This window comes from Roseateles sp. P5_B10, assembly GCF_056400485.1.
The window spans coordinates 1-17,439 of the sequence record NZ_JBFULE010000053.1 but is presented as its reverse complement, the minus strand read 5'-3'; the positions used below and the strand labels follow the sequence as shown (position 1 = coordinate 17,439).

The following is a 17,439-nucleotide window of genomic DNA, read 5'->3' as shown; positions in this document are numbered from 1 at the left end:
GTCTACGCCGAGGCCTGGCAGTCCTACAGCGCCGGCACCATCCAGTTCGACGAGGCCTTGAAGCGCGCCGAGGTGCCGATGCGCGGCTTCATGCTCAAGCAGACGCGCCAGGCCGACGTGGCCCTGTTCTCGCGCCTGGCCAAGCTGGATGCCAGCGTCAAGGCCGAGGACGTGCCCTTCAAGGTGCTGGTGCCGGCCTTCGTGACCAGCGAGCTGAAGAGCGCCTTCCAGATCGCCTTCCTGATCTTCATCCCCTTCCTCGTCATCGACATGATCGTGGCGAGCGTACTGATGAGCCTGGGCATGATGATGCTGTCGCCCGTGCTCGTCGCCCTGCCCTTCAAGCTGATGCTGTTCGTCTTGGCGGACGGCTGGAATTTGCTTCTCGGTTCTCTTGCCGCTTCCTTTGTGACCTGACCATGGATGCTCAACAAGTCTTCACCTTTGGCCAGCAGGGCCTCTACATGATGATGCTGGTCGCCGCACCGGTGCTCATCGTCGTGCTGCTCGTCGGCGTCGTCGTCAGCGTGATCCAGGCAGCCACGCAGATCAACGAGGCGACGCTGTCCTTCGTGCCCAAGGTCATCGCCACGGTGCTGACGCTGGCCGTTGCGGGGCCGTGGATGATGACGACGCTCGTCGAGTACATCCAAAGGACGTTGATGACGATTCCGAATGTGGTGGGATAGCTGACGCCATGAGCTGGTGCCCAAGCGACAGGCCCTGAACGGAGCAACAACAACCCAATGTTCTCCGTCACCGAAGCTCAACTCCTCGCCTGGCTGARCCCGCTGCTCTGGCCCTTCATCCGCACACTGGCCCTGTTCGCCGGCATGCCCACCTTCAGCCAGCGCAATGTGCCGCTGCGCCTGCGCGTGGGCCTGGCCCTCTTCATCTCGGTCGCCTCCCAGCCCTCACTGCCGGCGATGCCGGTCACGCCGCTGGACTCGCTGCCCGCGCTGACGCTGCTGGTCGCCCAGCAGCTGCTGATCGGCCTGTCCATGGGCTTTGCGGTGCGCATCGTCTTCGCGGCGCTGGAGTTCGCCGGCGAAATCATCGGCCTGCAAATGGGCCTGAACTTCGCCGGCTTCTTCGACCCCAGCACCGGCGCTCAGGGCACCGCCAGCGCACGCTTCTTCGGCAGCATGGTGGCCTTCCTGTTCATCGCCATCAACGGCCATCTGCTGCTGATCAACGCACTGATCCAGAGCTTCCACGCCTTCCCGGTAGGAGGCGAGCCCTTCGCCTTCCTGCGCGTGGCCACGCCCCAGCAATGGGGGGCGGAGATCTTCAGCATCGGCCTGTGGATCGCGCTGCCGCTGATCACGATGCTGATGTTCGTCAACCTCGTGCTCGGCGTGATCTCGCGCGTAGCGCCTCAGATCGGTGTCTTCTCGGTCGGCTTCCCGCTGACCGTCAGCATCGGCCTGATCGGCATGGTGGCCACCCTGCCGCTGATGCAGACGCCGTTCATGGTGGCGCTGGAGCGTCTGCTGTCAGCATTCAGTTAGGCCTCGCGCAACGCCGTCGTCACAGGCAGCGAAGCCGCCCGCACCGCAGGGAACAGGCCACCCACGAAGCCGATGGCCAAGGCCCACTTGATGCCCTCCCACAGCAGTCCCGGCGACACGGCCAGGTTGAAGCTGAGCTTGCCGACCGAGCCGGCCGCCATCGTGGAGGCCTCGTAGCCGTTGAAGATCAGCCAGGCGATGCCGCCGCCGATGAGGCCGCCGATCAAGGCCAGCAACGTTGTCTCCAGCATCACGGCGACAACGACCGGCAAGCCGCGAAAGCCGATGGCCCGCAGCGTGGCGATCTCGCGGGCCCGTGCGGCCACGGCGGCGAACATGGTGTTCAGCGCGCCGAACACCGCGCCCACGGCCATGATGGAGCCAACCACGATGCCGATGATGCGCAGGATCTTGGTCATCTGCTCGCTCTGCTTGGCGAAGAACTCCACCGTCGTGGTGGCCTTGACCTTGAGCTGCGGGTTGTTCTCCAGCGATTCGCTGAAGGCCTTGATCGCCGCCGGGCTGTCCAGTTTCACCGTGGYCGAGTTGGCACCRTTGCCACGGCGGTAGGCGTCGTTGACCATCGTGGCGTCGCCCCACAGTTCGGACTCCATCGCGTCGCCTGAGGCGAAGATGCCGACGACGGTCCAGGGCTGGTTGCCGAGCTTCAACGTGGCGCCCACCGTGAGCCCGTCGAACTGCCGCACTGCGCCCTTACCGACGACCAGTTCCCGCAGGCCCGGCTGGAAAACCTTGCCCTCGACGATCTTGACATTGGGCCGCACGGTAAAGGCGGCCTCGCTGATGCCGCGCACCTGGGCGCTGCCCTGGTCGCCGGCCTTGCCGCCCTTGACCGGCAGGTTGGCCGCCACCACGGTTTCGGCCGAGAGGATGGGCTCGCCCTTGGCGTTGCGGGACACCCCAGGCGCCTGCCCGATCTGCACGACGTCCTCCCGCGTCAGCGACGACGACACCTCGTTGGCGGATGCGCCGCGCATGACGATGGCGGTGTCCAGGCTGCCCGAGTTGCGCAGGGTCTGCGCATAGCCCTCGGCCATGGCCAGCAGCGACACGAGCACACCCACCACGCCGGCAATGCCGACGACGATGACGGCCGAGGAGCCCAGCCGCTGCGTCAGTGTGCTGATACCCACCGAAGTGACCGAGAGCGCCTGCGCGCCGCTGCGAAAGAGCAGCATCCACAGCGCCAGCAGCGCGGCCAGCGCGAGGGCGCCATACCAAGGCATGAGGATCCACGCGGCCAGCATCAGGACGGTGAGGAGGATGAGGCCGAAGTTCTTCAGGAATTTCATGCTCATGCCCTCCCGGCCAGTGCATCGGTGATGTTGATACGCATGGCGCGCAACGCCGGCAACGCGCCGACGGCCAAGCCGAACAGCAGGGCCAGGCCGACGCCGATCATCCAGCTGTCCACCCCGGCCGCGGGCAGGTTGAGTGCGCCGCCGCTGCCTTGGCTGACGATGGGGCCGATGACGCTGGCCAGCCCCAGGCCGGCCGTGCCGCCGATCAGCAGCAGCAGCACCGACTCAGCCAGCACCATCGAAAGCACGCTCTCACCCGAGAAGCCCAGGGTCTTCAGCACCGCGATCTCGCCGGTGCGTTCACGCACGGCCTGCATCATGGTGTTGCCGGCCAGCAGCAGCAGCGTGAAGAACACCGCACCCATGATGGAGGTGACGATGAGGTTGATGTCGGCCACCTGCTTCATCCAGCTGGACATGGCGGCTGCCTCGGTCTGGGTGCGCGTCTCGTGGTCGGAGTTGGCCGAGATCTCGTCGATGGCCTTGAGCACGCGGTCGGCCTGGTTCACATCCTTGACTCGCGTCACGTACCAGCCCACCTGGCCCTGGTTCCAGGGCGTGGTGTCGTCGAAGTATTTCCAGTTCAGCAGGAACATCTGGTCCCACCAGCCGGCCGCCTTCCTGTCCGCCACATGGATGATGCCGACGATCTGGAAGGGCCAGTTCTGGCTGCCGTTGCGGTCCGGGAAGATGGTGGACTGCATGGGCACCTGGTCGCCGACCTTCCAGCCAAATTTGCGCGCCAGGCCTTCGCCAACCAGGGCGCCATTCTTGGTCTCGGCAAACGCCTTGCGGTGCTCGGCCGAGACTTCCATCTCGGGGTAGATGTCGAGGTAGTTGGGTGCGACGGCAAAACTGAAGACCGCGTTCTCGGGCTTCTGGTAGGCGCCGCCGAACCAGTTGGCGAAGGCCACATCCTTGACGCCGTCGATCTGCGAGATGCGTGCGCCCAGCGACATCGGCAGCAACTGGATGAAGCTGAGCTTGGAGCCCGTCTGCAACCGTTGGGCGCCGTTGGCACTCTTGCCGGCCTGGTCGAAGCCGACGCGCACCGCGTCCAGCAGGCCGAACAGCAGGAAGGCCGTGATGATGGACACCAGGGTCAGGAAGGTCCGGCCCTTGCGCCGGAACAGCGCCGCCCAGATGAGATGAAGGTATTTCATGCCAGCCTCCGCAGAGCCGTCTCAAAGAGGCTGGACGCCCCCTCGGGGGGCAGCGAACAAAGTGAGCGTGGGGGCATCATCTGCTCCTTCAAGCGGTGGCTTCGGTTACCAGCGTGCCCTTGTCCAGATGCAGCGTGYGGCTCGCTCGGGCGGCGGCGCGAGGGTCGTGGGTGACCATGACGATGGTCTTGCCATGATCGCGGTTGAGGGCCTGCAGCAGTGTCAGCACATCCTCGGCGGATTGCCGGTCCAGGTCGCCGGTGGGTTCGTCGCAGACCAGCAGCGTTGGGTCCGACACGATGGCCCGCGCGATGGACACGCGCTGCTGCTGGCCGCCCGACAGTTCGGTCGGCTTGTGCGAGGCGCGGTCGGCCAGGCCGACGAGCTGCAGCGCAATCGCCGCGCGCTTCTTGCGCTCGCCCGCTGACAGCTTGGTCAGCAGCAGTGGCAGCTCGACGTTCTTCTGCGCCGACAGCGTGGGCATCAGGTTGTAGAACTGGAACACGAAGCCGACGCGCGAGGCGCGCCACTTGGCCAGCGCCGCGCCGGACAGCTTGTCGATACGTTCACCGCCAACGCTGATGGCGCCGCCGCTGGGAGCGTCCAGGCCGCCAATGAGGTTGAGCAGCGTGGTCTTGCCGGAGCCCGAGGGGCCCATCAAAGCAAGGAAGTCGCCCTGCTGCACATCCAGCTCGATGTGGTGGAGCACTTCCACCTTCTGCTTGCCACGGGTGTAGACCTTGGACAGGTCACGGATCTCGATCAGTGCGCTCATCTCTTCAGTCCTTCTTCACGATGTTGGAACCCTGCTTCAGTTCGGTGGGCGGCGACAGCACGACCGTTTCGCCCGCCTTCAATCCGCTGGTGACCAGCTTGAACTTGCCCGCGTCGGCGCCGAGCTTCACGGCGCGCTGCTCCGCGCGATCGTCATGGGCGACGAACACGGCGTCGCCGCCGTCGCGCTGCACCAGGGCCTCCGGCGGCAGCAGCACGCCGGGTACCGGTTTGGCTTCGGTCTTGGGCTTGGCCGCCAGGAAACTCACGCGCACGCCCATGTCGGGCACCAGACGTTCGTCCTTCTTTTCCAGTGCCACACGCACCTTGACCGTGGCCTTGCCACGATCGGCGCTCGGGATGACGGCAACGACATGGGCCGGGATCTTCCAGTCCGGGTAGGCGTCGAGAACGGCTTCGCAGGGCATGTCGGGCTTGACCTGGGCGATGTAGGCCTCGTTGACGTCGACGTTCACTTCCAGCGAGTCCATGTCGACGATGGTGCCCACGCCGGTACGGGTAAAACCCCCGCCGGCGGACAGCGGCGAGATGATCTCGCCCACCTGCGCCGCGCGGGCCGTGACGACGCCGTCAAACGGCGCCCGCACGGTGGCGTAGTCGAAGTTGACGCGCGCCTGCCGCGCCTGGGCCTGGGCGGCCTCGATCTGGCGCTGAGACGCTTCCATCTGCGCGGACACGGTCTTCACCGCCGTGGCCGCCTGCTCGCGCGACTGGCGCGTCGTCATGCCGCTGGCGTTCAGCTCGGCCTGGCGGCGCTCGTCGGCCTGGGCCTGGGCGAGCTGGGCGCGCACCTGGCCGAGATTGGCTTCGGCCGTGCGGATCTGCGCCTGGGCCGCGGCGAGGCCGGCCTTCAAGCCGGTGTCATCGAGCCGGGCCAGGACCTGCCCCTTCTTGACCTTGAAGCCCTCGTCGATGAGCACCTCAGTCAGCGTGCCGGTCATCTGGGCCGAGACGGTCGCCATGCGGCGCGCCGTCACATAACCCGTCGCCTGCAGGACCGCATCGGCGCTGGCGCCCTGACCGTTGGCGCGAACCGTGACCGTCTGCACCGGGATCGGCTTGTTCCCCGACAGCCACCACCAGGCCCAGGCGCCGCCCGCGGCCAGCAGCACGACGGCCACCACCAGGGCCCAGACCCACTTGGGCGGCCCGCCGTCGCCATGGTCCTCGCGATGCGCACCGTCGATGCGCAACTCTTTCAGCAATCCGGTATCGATGACATGCCCCCTGAACAGTTGGCTTGGGCGGACCCTCAGGCCCGCAGCAGCACCGGTCTTTCGACCACCCATTTGGAACCGGGGCGGATTGTGCAGTGGCTGCTGCCACAGCATGTCATCAATCGATGGACGGCGTCTGGCGGTGGCGAATCGACAGCCAGGGGCGATGAACGGCGGCCGTCAGGCTTGGCGCGCCGGCGTCATTCAGCTGGCGACGAGTCCGTTGCGGATGGCATAGACCGTCAACTCGGAGTTGTTGCTCAGGCCCAGTTTCTCCAGCATGCGGGCGCGGTAGACGCTGACGGTCTTGGGGCTGAGCATCAGCTCCTCGGCGATGTCGGACAGGCGCTTGCCCGAGGCGATCATGACCAGGGTCTGCAGCTCGCGGTCGGAGAGCTTGTGGTGGGCCTGCTCGGTGACGGGCGCGGTCAGGCTTTCGACCAGCATCTGCGCGATCTCGGGCGTTACATATTTTCGACCCTGGGCCACGGTGCGCACGGCCTGCACCAGCGTGGCGGGGTCGCCGCCCTTGTTGACATAGCCATAGGCGCCGGCCTTGAGCGCGCGGATGGCGTACTGGTCCTCGGGATACATGGACACGATCAGCGTGCGTACCGGGTTGCCCTCGTCCTTGAGCACATGCAGCACGTCCAGGCCGGAGCGGCCGGGCATGTTGATGTCCAGCACCAGCACGTCGCAGGGGTTGTCCTTGCCCAGGGTGTGCAGCAGGCCGCGCAGCTCGGTGTAGTCGCCGGCCTCGCCAATGACCTCGATGTCCTGGGCATCCGCCAACGTGTCACGGATGCCGCGGCGGATCAGGCCGTGGTCGTCGCAGAGGATGACCTTGATCACGCGCGTCCCCAGATGGATTGGCCGTCATCCTTGCCGAAGTCGGTCGAGTCGTCCAGTGCGTCGATGGCGTCCTGGGCCAGCGGCACGGTCAGGATCAGGCTGGTGCCGCCGCCCGGCGGGCTGGACAGGTCGACCCAGCCGCCCACCGTCGCGGCGCGCTCGTGCAGGCCACGGATGCCGAAGGACCGCTCCTTGGCGAGGTCGCCCCGCCCCATGCCGCGCCCGTTGTCGCGGATCTCCAGCGTCAGCACGCCGGAGTCCTGGCTGAGTTCGATGTCGACCCGGGTCGCCAGCGCATGCTTGGATACATTGGTCAGCGCCTCCTGCGCCGTGCGGTAAGCCACCAGCGGCACGCCGGAGGGCAGCGCCAGCCGCTCTTCGCCGATGCGCAGGCCAGCCTCGATGCCGGTGCGGCGTTCGAAACGGGCCGTCATCCACTGCAGGGCGGCAACCAGGCCCTGCTCCAGGATAGCCGGACGCAGGTTGTGCATGATGCGCTGGCTGGCCTCGATGGCGGCATTCACGGTCTMCAATGCCGCGGCAACGCGCTGGCGCACCTCAGGCTCCTGGGCATGGCGGTCGATCCAGGCGAGGTCGAACTTGACGGCGGTCAAGGACCCGCCGACGTCGTCATGGATCTCCCGCGCGATGGCGGCCCGCTCCAGTTCGACGCTGGTCTGCAGGTGGCCGGCCAGCTGGTGCAGGCGCTGCTTGGACTTGACCAGTTCGTGATCGGCGGCCACCCGGGCCTTTTCGTTCTCGGCGGCGTCGATGGCATGCAGCAGGGCGGGTGCCAGCCGGTTCAGGTTGTTCTTCAGCAGGTAGTCGGAGGCGCCATTGCGCATCGCGCCCACGGCGGTGTCCTCGCCGATCTCGCCGGAAACGAGGATGAAAGGCGTCAGCAGCTGGCGCGCCTTCACCGCCTCCAGCACATCCAGGCCCGAGTAGCCAGGCAGGTTGTAGTCCGAGATGATGGCGTCCCAGGGGCGCTCCAGCGCGGCCAGCACGGCGGGCAAGGCGTCCAGCCTCTGCATCTCGACCTTGAGCCCCGCACGGCCGAGCTGGGCAAGGATGAGTTGATGGTCGAGTTCGGAATCCTCGACATGCAGCACACGCAGGACCCGGGGCGCCTGCTCCACAGCAGAAATCGTCATGGGGGCGCAGTATGCCGCCGCTCGCGGCAGGTGGCCCGGCGCCACACTCGACGCGGGTCAGAGCGGTAATACGGCTCGTTCTCGTGACATCTCCAGGTCGACAGGGGCCGAAAAAGGAGTGAACATGCCATGATGCATTCGCCCTGAGGGTATCCACAGGGCTGGGACAAGAAGCAGCATCCCCTCGCGGAGACACGATGCAGACAGAACCTTCCACCGCCGCCGAATTCGATGGAGCCGTGGCCGCCATGCCGCTGCTGGCGGCCGCGGAACTGCAGGATCACCTGATGACGGTGACGAACGACCTTGAGCGCCTGCAGCGCCTTCTCGACGATGCCGGTGAAGCCCTGTCCACGCATTTCTACAGCGCGTCCGGCGAGGTCATGTCCCTGCTCARCAGCAGCGACGGCACGCCGGCCTCCGAAGGCCTCAAGCAGATCATGCAGGACATTGCTGGCGCCATCACAGCGCTGCAGTTCCAGGACATGGCAACCCAGCTCATCGCCCACACCAGCCAGCGCCTGCGCAACTGCGCCGACCAATTGGCCCGCGACGCCTTCGGTGCGGATGACGAGGACGGCGCGGCCGTCGTCGAGATCGCACCGCTGCGGCCCAACCCGGTCACGCAGGATGAGATGGACGCCGGCTCCATCGAACTTTTCTGAATCCCCCCAAGCTAAATTCAGCCCCCAGGCAACGTTCTCTCGGAGAAAACTCAAATGCACTCAATCCTCGCTGTCGACGATTCGGCCTCGATGCGCCAGATGGTGGCCTTCACGCTCAAGAACGCCGGCTTCAACGTGGTGGAAGCTGTGGATGGGCAGGACGCCTGGGAGAAATCGGGCCAGCGTGATTTCGACCTGGTGCTGACCGACCAGAACATGCCGCGCATGGATGGCATCAGCCTGACCAAGAAGCTGCGCGAGAACCCCAAGTTCAAGACCACGCCCATCCTGATCCTGACCACCGAGTCCAGCGATGCGATGAAGCAGGCGGGCCGGGCTGCCGGCGCCACCGGCTGGCTGGTCAAGCCCTTTGACCCGGCCAAGCTGATCGAAGTGATCGGCAAGGTCATTCGCTGAAGTTCGGTCCACCGGAGCAACAGCCATGGGCGACATGACCACAGAAGGCGCCAGCATCAGTGCTGGCATCGACCTCAGCCAGTTCTACCAGGTCTTCTTCGAGGAAGCCGGCGAGAACCTCGACAACATGGAGCGGCTGCTGCTCAATGTGAACGTCGAGGCGGCCGACGACGAGGAGTTGAACGCCATCTTCCGCTGCGCCCACTCCATCAAGGGTGGCGCGGCAACCTTCGGCTTCAGCGATGTCGCCGAGCTGACCCACCAGATGGAGACGCTGCTGGACAAGCTGCGCCGCCACGAGCTGCAGCCCAATGCCGCCATGGTGGACGTGCTGCTGCAGTCCGGCGACGCGCTGCGCACCCAGCTCGCCCGCCATCAGGGCTCGGGCGGCGACGTATTCGACACGACCGACCTGCTGGTCAGCATCAAGAGCTTCGTCGAAGGCGGCGGCGCGCCCGCACCTGCAGCAGCCGCTCCGGCACCCAAGGCTGCACCCGCGCCCGCTGCCGCCGCGCCCGCCGTACCGCTCAAGTCCGGCGCGCGACTGCTGGAACTGCAGGTCGGCCCGCTGACCGACCTCAGCCTGGCCGACAACCTGGTCGAGCTGTTCAAGGAAATCACCGACCTCGGCAACATCGAGCCGCTGGACGCCGGCCAGAGTTCCGACGGCATGCGCCGCTTCAAGGTGCTGACCAGCTCGACCGACAACGACCTGCTGGACCTCTTCACCTTCCACGTCGCCCGCGAGCAGGTCAAGCTGATCCCGCTCGGCCCCGGCTTCGGCTTCTACGACGGTGCGCCCGGCGCACCACCGGCCGAGGCACCGTCCGCCGACCCCGGCTACGGCTTCTTCGATGACGCCCCCGGCGTGCCCGAAAGTGTCGCTGCGGCAGCGCCCGCCGCGGAGGCCGCGCCCACGGCCGCCATCGTGCCGACCCGCCCCGCCACGCCGGTCGCCAAGGCCGAGGCCAAGCCCGCGGCCATGGACCAGACGACGCTGCGCGTGTCGATCGAGAAGGTCGACCAGCTCATCAACCTCGTCGGCGAACTCGTCATCACCCAGGCCATGCTGGCCCAGAACAGCCGCGAACTCGACCCGGCGATGTACCAGCAGCTGACCTCGGGCCTGGCCGACCTGGAGCGCAACACGCGCGACCTGCAGGAATCGGTCATGTCGATCCGGATGATTCCGATGTCGACGGTCTTCAACCGCTTCCCGCGCATGCTGCGCGACCTGGCGGCCAAGTTGGGCAAGAAGGTCGAACTGGTCACCCAGGGTGAAGCCACCGAACTGGACAAGAGCCTGGTCGAGAAGATCACCGACCCGCTGACCCACCTGGTGCGCAACAGCTGCGACCACGGCATCGAGATGCCGGAAGACCGCACCGCCCGCGGCAAGCCCGAGCAAGGCACGATCACGCTGGTCGCTTCCCACCAGGGCGGCAGCATCGTCATCGAGGTACGCGACGACGGCCGCGGCCTGAACCGCGAGAAGCTCATCAAGAAGGCCCGCGAAAAGGGCATCGACGCGCCGGACACGATGACCGATGCCGAGTGCTGGAGCCTGATCTTCGCGCCCGGCTTTTCCACGGCCGACGTGGTCACCGACGTGTCCGGCCGCGGCGTCGGCATGGACGTTGTGAAGAAGAACATCACGTCGCTGGGCGGCACGGTCGAGATCGACTCGGCGGAAGGCTACGGCATGAAGGTGTCCGTGCGCCTGCCGCTCACACTCGCCATCATGGACGGCATGAGCGTGGGCGTTGGCGACGAGTGCTACATCCTGCCGCTGTCCTCCGTCGTCGAATCCTTCCAGGTGCAGTCCGACACCATCAAGACCGTCGCCGGCTCCGGCCGCGTCGTCGAGGTGCGTGACGAGTACATGCCCGTCATCGAGCTTGAGAAGGTGTTCGACGTGCCGCGCTTCGACTTCGAGCATGTCAGCTCCATCATGGTCGTCGTCGAGGCCGAAGGCGGCCGCGTCGCGCTGCTGGTGGACGAACTGCTCGGCCAGCAGCAGGTCGTCGTCAAGAACCTCGAAGCCAACTACCGCAAGGTCAATGACGTGTCCGGCGCCACCATCATGGGCGACGGCCGCGTGGCCTTGATCCTGGACGTCGGCAGCCTTGTGCGTCGTTCGCGCCATTGAACCATCACACACATAACTAGGAGGTCTGCATGGAAGCCAGCAACGTCCCTGCCCTGCGCCAACCCGGTGCCCTCAGCGCCAAGGCCCATGGCCCCAAGAGCGGCGAGTACCTGACCTTCCGCCTGGGCTCCGAGGAATACGGCATCGACATCCTGAAAGTGCAGGAGATCCGTTCCTACGAGCAGCCCACGCGCATCGCCAATGCGCCGGACTTCATCAAGGGTGTCGTCAACCTGCGCGGCGTCATCGTGCCCATCGTCGACCTGCGCCTGAAGCTGAACTGCCCGAGCGCCGAGTACAACAGCTTCACGGTCGTCATCGTGCTGAACGTGAAGAACCGCGTCGTCGGCGCCGTCGTGGACTCGGTCTCCGACGTGCTGGAGCTGAGCCGCGACGCGATCAAGCCGGCCCCCGAGTTGAGCTCGGCGTCGGTGGATACCAGCTTCATCACCGGCATCGGGTCCGTCGGCGACCGCATGTTGATCCTGATGGACATCGAAGGCCTGATGAGCAGTGCCGAGATGGGCCTGATGGAAGCGGCCATCGCCGCTTGACCGCCCTGCCCTGATTCCTGTTCACGTGCCCCCGCAACGAGGCGGGGTGTGCGGAGCCTTGCTTGCTTTGGCCCCTGGAGATTCGCATGAGTCAGCCCAACAACTCCATTGCCCGCCAGGTGTCTCTGACCGGCGCAGTCGCCGTTGCAGTGGTGCTGCTGGGTGTCAGCCTTATCGTCGGCACGCTGCTGAAGCGGTCCGCCAATGACCAGGTGCAGACCTGGGTCGGCGACAAGGCCGAGTCGCTGATCGACGCGATGCAGGYGATGGACGACGTCGCCGCCAAGCAGATCCAGCGCAGCTTTGGCTCCTTCCGCCAGGATTTCGGCCCCAGCTTCACGCTGGACGAGGCCACCGGCGACCTGCGCGACTGGGGGCCCAAGCTCAATGGCAACTTCACCCAGGTCGACAAGTTCGCGGCCGTCAACGGCGGCGTGGCCACCGTCTTCGCGGCCAAGGGCGACGACTTCGAACGCATCACGACCTCGCTGAAGAACGAGAAGGGCGAGCGTGCCATGGGCACGATGCTGGGCAAGCAGCACCCTGCCCACGCCACGGTTTCCGCCGGCAAGCCCTACACCGGCCGCGCGCTGCTGTTCGGCCGCGCCTACATGACGCATTACGAACCGATCAAAAGCGACGCCGGCAAGGTCATCGGCATCCTCTTCGTCGGCTTCGACCTCGACGCCTTCGAGCTCGCCATGGACCGCATGGCCGGCAGCGCCAAGTTCTTCGAGCACGGCGGCACCTATATCGTGGCCGTGCCCAAGGACCCGACCAAGGCCCTGCTCGCCGCACACCCGTCGGCCAAGGGCAAGCTGCTGTCCAGCGTCGCACCCGGCTTCGAGAAGACGCTGGCCGAACAGACCGCCAGCGCCGTCGTGCTGGACGACGTGCCCGATGTGCTGGGCAACGGCAAGACCGACAACTTCGCCGTGGCGCGCAAGAGCGAGAAGACCGGCTACTGGGTCGTCGCCCAGGTCTCACGCGGCGAGGCTCAGGCCGCCGGCCGCACGACGCTGTGGTTCTTCTGGGGCGCCCTCGCACTGACTGCCGTGGGCCTGGGCTTCGGGTTGATGTGGATGATGCGCCGTTGGGTCGCACAGCCGCTGGCCTCGCTGCAGAAGGCCGTCGGCGCGATTGCCGAGGGCGACCTGACCCAGTCGGTCAGCAGCAGTCGCAACGACGAGATCGGCTCACTGATCCAGGACACCGAGGGCATGCGCCAGCGCCTGGCCACCACCATCGGCACGGTGCGCAACTCGGTCGACAGCATCGGCACGGCCAGCACCGAGATCGCGACCGGCAACCTGGATTTGAGCCAGCGCACCGAGCAGACAGCCAGCAACCTGCAGAACGCTGCTTCGTCCATGAGCGAACTGACCGGCACCGTGCGGCAGACCGCTGACTCGGCCCGCACGGCCAACCAACTCGTGCAGTCCGCCGTGGCGGCCGCGACACGCGGCGGCGAGGTCGTCGGCCAGGTCGTCACGACCATGGACGAGATCAATGTCGCCAGCAAGAAGATCTCCGACATCATCGGCACCATCGACGGCATCGCCTTCCAGACCAACATCCTGGCGCTGAACGCCGCCGTGGAAGCGGCCCGTGCCGGCGAGCAGGGCCGCGGCTTCGCGGTCGTGGCCGGCGAGGTGCGTTCCCTGGCCGGCCGCAGCGCGGAGGCGGCCAAGCAGATCAAGGCCCTGATCGGCAACAGCGTCGAGCGCGTCGAGAACGGCGCCCGCCTGGTGCAGACGGCCGGCACGACGATGGGCGAGATCGTCTCCAGCGTGCAGCGCGTGCAGGACATCATTGGCGAGATCAGCTCGGCCGCCACCGAGCAGAGCGAGGGCATCAATTCGGTCAACACCTCGGTCGTGCAGCTCGACCAGATGACGCAGCAGAACGCCGCCCTGGTGGAAGAGTCCGCCGCCGCGGCCGAGAGCCTGAAGGAGCAAGCCCAGCGCCTTGTCGAGGCCGTCGCCGTGTTCCGCGTGGCCGGCAGCGAGCCGCAGCGCAGGGCCAGCGCCCCGGCACCGACGAAGGCGCACGCACCCGCTCCAAAGGCCGCAGCACCCAAGGCGCCTTTCAAGGCGGCAGCACCCAAGCCCGCTGCCGCGAAGCCCGCCTCCGTCGTCGCGCCCCGCCCTGCCCCGGCACCGGCACCGGCACCGGCGGCCGCCGAAGGCGACTGGGAAACCTTCTGAGCCCTGGGCGCTCCTTGTTGATGCCCGCCTAGGGCGCCATGGCCTTGAGCGTGGCAACTGCCACCGCGCGGACGGCTTTGTCGGCCTCGACGTCCTCGCTGGCGTTGCTGGTCACCAGCACGGCATCTTCGGCGTCCGGCTTCAGCACGATGAGGGCGAACCAGGCCTGATTGCTGCCGGTGTGGGCGAGGTGGCGGGCGTTCACGCCGGCCATGCTGTTCTGCGCCCGCCAACCAAGCGCAAACTTGCCGCCTTCACGCGCCGGTTGGTGCAACAGGTGGTAGGTCTGCGCCTTCAGCAGCTTGCCGCGTCCGTGCTCGCCGGCCATCTGGTCGACCGCGAACTTGGACCAGTCTTCCAGCGACATGGTGATGCCCCCGGCCGGCGCAATGACGGCGGGGTTGTCCGCCTCCACGCCTTCGACGGGTTCGCCAGCCTTGTGCCCCAAGGGCTGGCCGCGGTGGGTGGCACCAAACCCCGCGCTGCGCAGGCCCAGCGGCTCGAACAGCTCGCGTTGCAACAGGGTCTCGTAGGGCAAGCCAGCGGCGCGCTCGGCGGCCAGGCCGGCGATCAGCACACCCGAGTTCGAGTAGCCGTCGCCGGCACCGCGTGCAAAGGCGGGAGGCTGCGCCAACGCGATGCGGGCGAAGGCCAGGCGCTGTTCGTGCAAAGGGCGCTTGTCTTTGTAGAACACCGCCATCCAGGATTCATCAATGTCCGCTTGCAGGCCGGCCTGGTGTGCGAGCAGGTCACGCAGGGTGACGTCACGATAGGCGGCCTGCATGTCCACGGCCAGCTCGGGTAGCAACTGACTCAGCGGGGCGTCCCAGGACAACACGCCCCGTTCCACCAGCCGCGCGACCATCGTGGCCGTCATGGCCTTGCCGTTGGAGCCGAGGTGCCAGACATCGCCCGGCCGGACCGGTTCGGCGTCGCCCTTGGCGCGCAGGCCGGCCACCACAAGCTCCGTCACCTGGCCACCGCGTATCACCACGGCGCCCATGGCGGGCACCTTGCCGCCCACGCTGGTTTCGAGGCGAGCCTGCAGACCGAGGGTGGGCGCCGCCTTGACCGCAGACGCGGGCGCCTGCGGCGCATCGGCTGCAAGGACTGTGAACGAGGCGGCGCATGCGGCCAGGGCGATCGCGCAGATTCTGTGGTTCATCACGGGGTTTCTTCTGTTCTGGACACACCGATCCCGCGGCTCGACACGGCGAGGCAGGACCGCCCGCCATGCGGCATGGGGAGGGTTGGAGGGCCGGCGCAGTGTTGTCGGCGCCCTCCTCGCGGGCCAGCACTTGCCGACGAAACGCACGATCGTCGGCATGGTCGGCAGCTTGCTGCCCCAGGCCGTATCCATCAAAGAAAAAGGCCCGCGATCAGCGGGCCTGTTCAGGGCGAGGGCCAGGTGTTGACTACACGCGCTCAGCCACCCAGCCCGCCACGCTCTGCAGCGCCGCGGCCACGCCGGCCGGCTGCGTGCCGCCGGCCATGGCAAGGTCGGGCTTGCCGCCGCCCTTGCCGCCCACCTGCTGGGCGACGAAGTTGACGAGCTCGCCGGCCTTGACCTTGCCCACGCTGTCGGCGGTCACGCCGGCCGCCAGCTGGACCTTGTCGCCGTCGACCGCGGCCAGCACGATGGCCGCCGTCTTCAGCTTGTCCTTGAGCTTGTCCATGGTCTCGCGCAGCGTCTTGGCGTCGGCGCCTTCCAGCTTGGCGGCCAGCACCTTGATGCCACCCACGTCCACGGCCTGGGCCAGCAGCTCATCGCCCTGGGCGGAGGCCAGCTTGCTCTTGGCAGCGRTGAGTTCCTTCTCCAACGACTTGATCTGGTCCAGCACCGCGTGCAGACGGGCACCCAGCTCGTGCGGCGAGGTCTTGAGCGTCATCGCGGCACCCTGCACCGTGGTTTCCAGCAGCTGCAGATAGGCCAGCGCGTTGTCGCCGGTGACGGCTTCGACGCGGCGGATGCCAGCTGCAACGCCCGACTCGGCCACGATCTTGAACAGGCCGATGTCGCCCGTGGCCTTCACATGGGTGCCGCCGCACAGCTCCTTGGAGGAGCCGATGGACAGCACCCGCACCGTCTCGCCGTACTTCTCGCCGAAAAGCATCATGGCGCCCGACTTCTGCGCGTCGTCCAGCGCCATGACCTGGGCGTTGGCCCCGGCATTGCCCAGGATCTCGGCATTCACGAGCGACTCGACCTCGCGGATCTCCTCGGCCGTCATCGGCGCGTTGTGCGCGAAGTCGAAGCGCGTGCGCTCAGGCGTAACCAGCGAGCCCTTCTGCTGCACGTGGGCACCCAGCACCTCGCGCAGGGCCTTGTGCATCAGGTGGGTGGCGCTGTGGTTGCGCACGGTCTTGGCGCGGCGCTCGGCGTCAACGCGGGCAACGAACACATCGCCCACCTTGACCGAGCCTTCCACGACCTGGCCATGATGGCCGAACACATCGGCCTGGATCTTGATCGTGTCCGCGACGACGACGCGCGTCGTGCCGTTGCGCAGCTCGCCGGCGTCGCCGACCTGGCCGCCGCTCTCGGCGTAGAAGGGCGTGTGGTCGAGCACGATGACRGCGTCGTCACCAGCCTGCGCCTCGTTGACCTGAGCGCCATCGATGTAGATGGCGGTGACCTTGCTGTGCTCGCAGACGAGGTGCTCGTAGCCGTGGAACTCGGTCGGCGCGCCGCTGTAGGCCAGGCCTTGCGCCATCTTGAACTTGCCGGCGGCGCGGGCGCGGTTCTTCTGCTCGTCCAGCAGTTCGTTGAAGCGCGTCTCGTCCACCGTCACGCCGCGCTCGCGGCAGACGTCGGCGGTCAGGTCGACCGGGAAGCCGTAGGTGTCATGCAGCTTGAAGGCCGTGTCGCCATCGACGTTGCCGCCCTTGGCCAGCGCGGCCTCGAGGATTTCCATGCCGGTGGCGATGGTCTGGAAGAAGCGCTCTTCCTCCTGCTTCAGCACATCGGTCACACGGGCCTGCGCCTGGCGCAGCTCGGGATAGGCCTCGCCCATCTCGGCGCTCAGCGCCGCGACCAGCTTGTGGAAGAACGGCGTGCGGGCGCCGAGCTTGTAGCCGTGGCGGATGGCGCGGCGGGCGATGCGGCGCAGCACATAGCCGCGGCCGGCGTTGCCGGGAATGACACCGTCGACGATGGTGAACGAGCAGGCGCGGATGTGGTCGGCGATGACCTTCAGCGACGGGCTGGTGGCGTCACAGTCGCCACCACCGGCCGCGTCCACAGCCTTTTTGGCCGCAGCCAGCAGCGTCACGAAGGTGTCGATCTCATAGTTGGAATGCACATGCTGCAGAACCGCAGCCAGGCGCTCCAGGCCCATGCCCGTGTCCACGCTCGGCTTGGGCAGCGGGTGCATCACGCCGTCTTCAGTCCGGTTGAACTGCATGAAGACGTTGTTCCAGATCTCGATGTAGC

16 protein-coding genes are annotated in these 17,439 nt (G+C 66.9%); 8 read left to right on the top strand and 8 right to left on the bottom strand.

Annotation, left to right across the window (positions count from 1 at the left end; all coding sequences use genetic code 11):
* The 3 genes from AC1DU6_RS06275 to fliR form a co-directional block, all read left to right on the top strand.
* Positions 1-417: flagellar type III secretion system pore protein FliP (locus AC1DU6_RS06275; protein ID WP_477856341.1), on the top strand; the 417-nt coding region annotated here is incomplete at its 5' end.
* A gap of 2 nt (positions 418-419) precedes the next feature.
* Positions 420-689 carry a flagellar biosynthesis protein FliQ gene (fliQ, locus tag AC1DU6_RS06270; protein WP_056199307.1) on the top strand — a complete coding sequence of 90 codons (270 nt, stop codon included), beginning with the start codon at positions 420-422 and terminating at the stop codon, positions 687-689.
* A gap of 57 nt (positions 690-746) precedes the next feature.
* Complete coding sequence (gene fliR / locus AC1DU6_RS06265; protein WP_477856340.1) at positions 747-1,511, top strand: flagellar biosynthetic protein FliR; 765 nt, start codon at positions 747-749, stop codon at positions 1,509-1,511.
* On the opposite strand, the gene AC1DU6_RS06260 is transcribed toward fliR, so the two are convergent.
* From AC1DU6_RS06260 to AC1DU6_RS06235, 6 genes are all read right to left on the bottom strand, one after another.
* Entirely contained in the window at positions 1,508-2,824 is a 1,317-nt protein-coding gene (locus tag AC1DU6_RS06260; protein WP_477856339.1) for an ABC transporter permease, read from the bottom strand. The two genes, fliR and AC1DU6_RS06260, sit on opposite strands and share 4 nt — an antisense overlap.
* Positions 2,825-2,826: 2 nt before the next feature.
* Positions 2,827-3,996, bottom strand: a complete 1,170-nt coding sequence (locus tag AC1DU6_RS06255) for an ABC transporter permease (RefSeq protein ID WP_056199318.1) — start codon at positions 3,994-3,996, stop codon at positions 2,827-2,829.
* A gap of 88 nt (positions 3,997-4,084) precedes the next feature.
* Positions 4,085-4,771 (bottom strand): ABC transporter ATP-binding protein, encoded by a 687-nt coding sequence (locus tag AC1DU6_RS06250; protein ID WP_477856338.1) that lies wholly within the window; start codon positions 4,769-4,771, stop codon positions 4,085-4,087.
* 4 nt (positions 4,772-4,775) lie between these two features.
* Positions 4,776-5,996, bottom strand: a complete 1,221-nt coding sequence (locus tag AC1DU6_RS06245) for an efflux RND transporter periplasmic adaptor subunit (RefSeq protein ID WP_457325557.1) — start codon at positions 5,994-5,996, stop codon at positions 4,776-4,778.
* A 216-nt stretch (positions 5,997-6,212) separates the two neighbouring features.
* Complete coding sequence (locus AC1DU6_RS06240) at positions 6,213-6,860, bottom strand: response regulator (RefSeq protein WP_056199324.1); 648 nt, start codon at positions 6,858-6,860, stop codon at positions 6,213-6,215.
* Entirely contained in the window at positions 6,857-8,014 is a 1,158-nt protein-coding gene (locus tag AC1DU6_RS06235) for a sensor histidine kinase (RefSeq protein WP_477856337.1), read from the bottom strand. Before AC1DU6_RS06235 ends, AC1DU6_RS06240 begins: the two co-directional genes overlap by 4 nt.
* 197 nt (positions 8,015-8,211) lie before the next feature.
* Here AC1DU6_RS06235 and AC1DU6_RS06230 point away from each other — a divergent pair, with 197 nt between their 5' ends.
* The 5 genes from AC1DU6_RS06230 (at position 8,212) to AC1DU6_RS06210 (ending at position 14,006) form a co-directional block, all read left to right on the top strand.
* Positions 8,212-8,679, top strand: coding sequence for a hypothetical protein (locus AC1DU6_RS06230; RefSeq protein ID WP_477856336.1), 468 nt, complete (start codon positions 8,212-8,214; stop codon positions 8,677-8,679).
* Between the two features lie 54 nt (positions 8,680-8,733).
* Positions 8,734-9,096 carry a response regulator gene (locus AC1DU6_RS06225; RefSeq protein ID WP_056199337.1) on the top strand — a complete coding sequence of 121 codons (363 nt, stop codon included), beginning with the start codon at positions 8,734-8,736 and terminating at the stop codon, positions 9,094-9,096.
* A gap of 25 nt (positions 9,097-9,121) precedes the next feature.
* Positions 9,122-11,245, top strand: coding sequence for a chemotaxis protein CheA (locus AC1DU6_RS06220; protein WP_477856335.1), 2,124 nt, complete (start codon positions 9,122-9,124; stop codon positions 11,243-11,245).
* A gap of 29 nt (positions 11,246-11,274) precedes the next feature.
* Positions 11,275-11,799 (top strand): chemotaxis protein CheW, encoded by a 525-nt coding sequence (locus AC1DU6_RS06215; RefSeq protein WP_056199343.1) that lies wholly within the window; start codon positions 11,275-11,277, stop codon positions 11,797-11,799.
* A gap of 86 nt (positions 11,800-11,885) precedes the next feature.
* Complete coding sequence (locus AC1DU6_RS06210) at positions 11,886-14,006, top strand: methyl-accepting chemotaxis protein (RefSeq protein WP_477856334.1); 2,121 nt, start codon at positions 11,886-11,888, stop codon at positions 14,004-14,006.
* A gap of 28 nt (positions 14,007-14,034) precedes the next feature.
* Here the strand turns inward: AC1DU6_RS06210 and AC1DU6_RS06205 are convergent, their stop codons facing one another.
* Together AC1DU6_RS06205 and alaS are read right to left on the bottom strand one after the other, a co-directional pair.
* Positions 14,035-15,171, bottom strand: a complete 1,137-nt coding sequence (locus AC1DU6_RS06205) for a serine hydrolase domain-containing protein (protein WP_457323890.1) — start codon at positions 15,169-15,171, stop codon at positions 14,035-14,037.
* Between the two features lie 250 nt (positions 15,172-15,421).
* On the bottom strand, positions 15,422-17,439 hold a 2,018-nt coding region (alaS, locus tag AC1DU6_RS06200; RefSeq protein WP_477856333.1), incomplete at its 5' end, for an alanine--tRNA ligase.

Bases quoted from the DNA above. Each gene is read 5' to 3' on its own strand.
- fliQ (WP_056199307.1), top strand. From the start codon at position 420: ATGGATGCTCAACAAGTCTTCACCTTTGGCCAGCAGGGCCTCTACATG.
- AC1DU6_RS06255 (WP_056199318.1), bottom strand. From the start codon at position 3,996: ATGAAATACCTTCATCTCATCTGGGCGGCGCTGTTCCGGCGCAAGGGC.
- AC1DU6_RS06225 (WP_056199337.1), top strand. From the start codon at position 8,734: ATGCACTCAATCCTCGCTGTCGACGATTCGGCCTCGATGCGCCAGATG.
- AC1DU6_RS06220 (WP_477856335.1), top strand. From the start codon at position 9,122: ATGGGCGACATGACCACAGAAGGCGCCAGCATCAGTGCTGGCATCGAC.
- AC1DU6_RS06215 (WP_056199343.1), top strand. From the start codon at position 11,275: ATGGAAGCCAGCAACGTCCCTGCCCTGCGCCAACCCGGTGCCCTCAGC.
- AC1DU6_RS06205 (WP_457323890.1), bottom strand. From the start codon at position 15,171: ATGAACCACAGAATCTGCGCGATCGCCCTGGCCGCATGCGCCGCCTCG.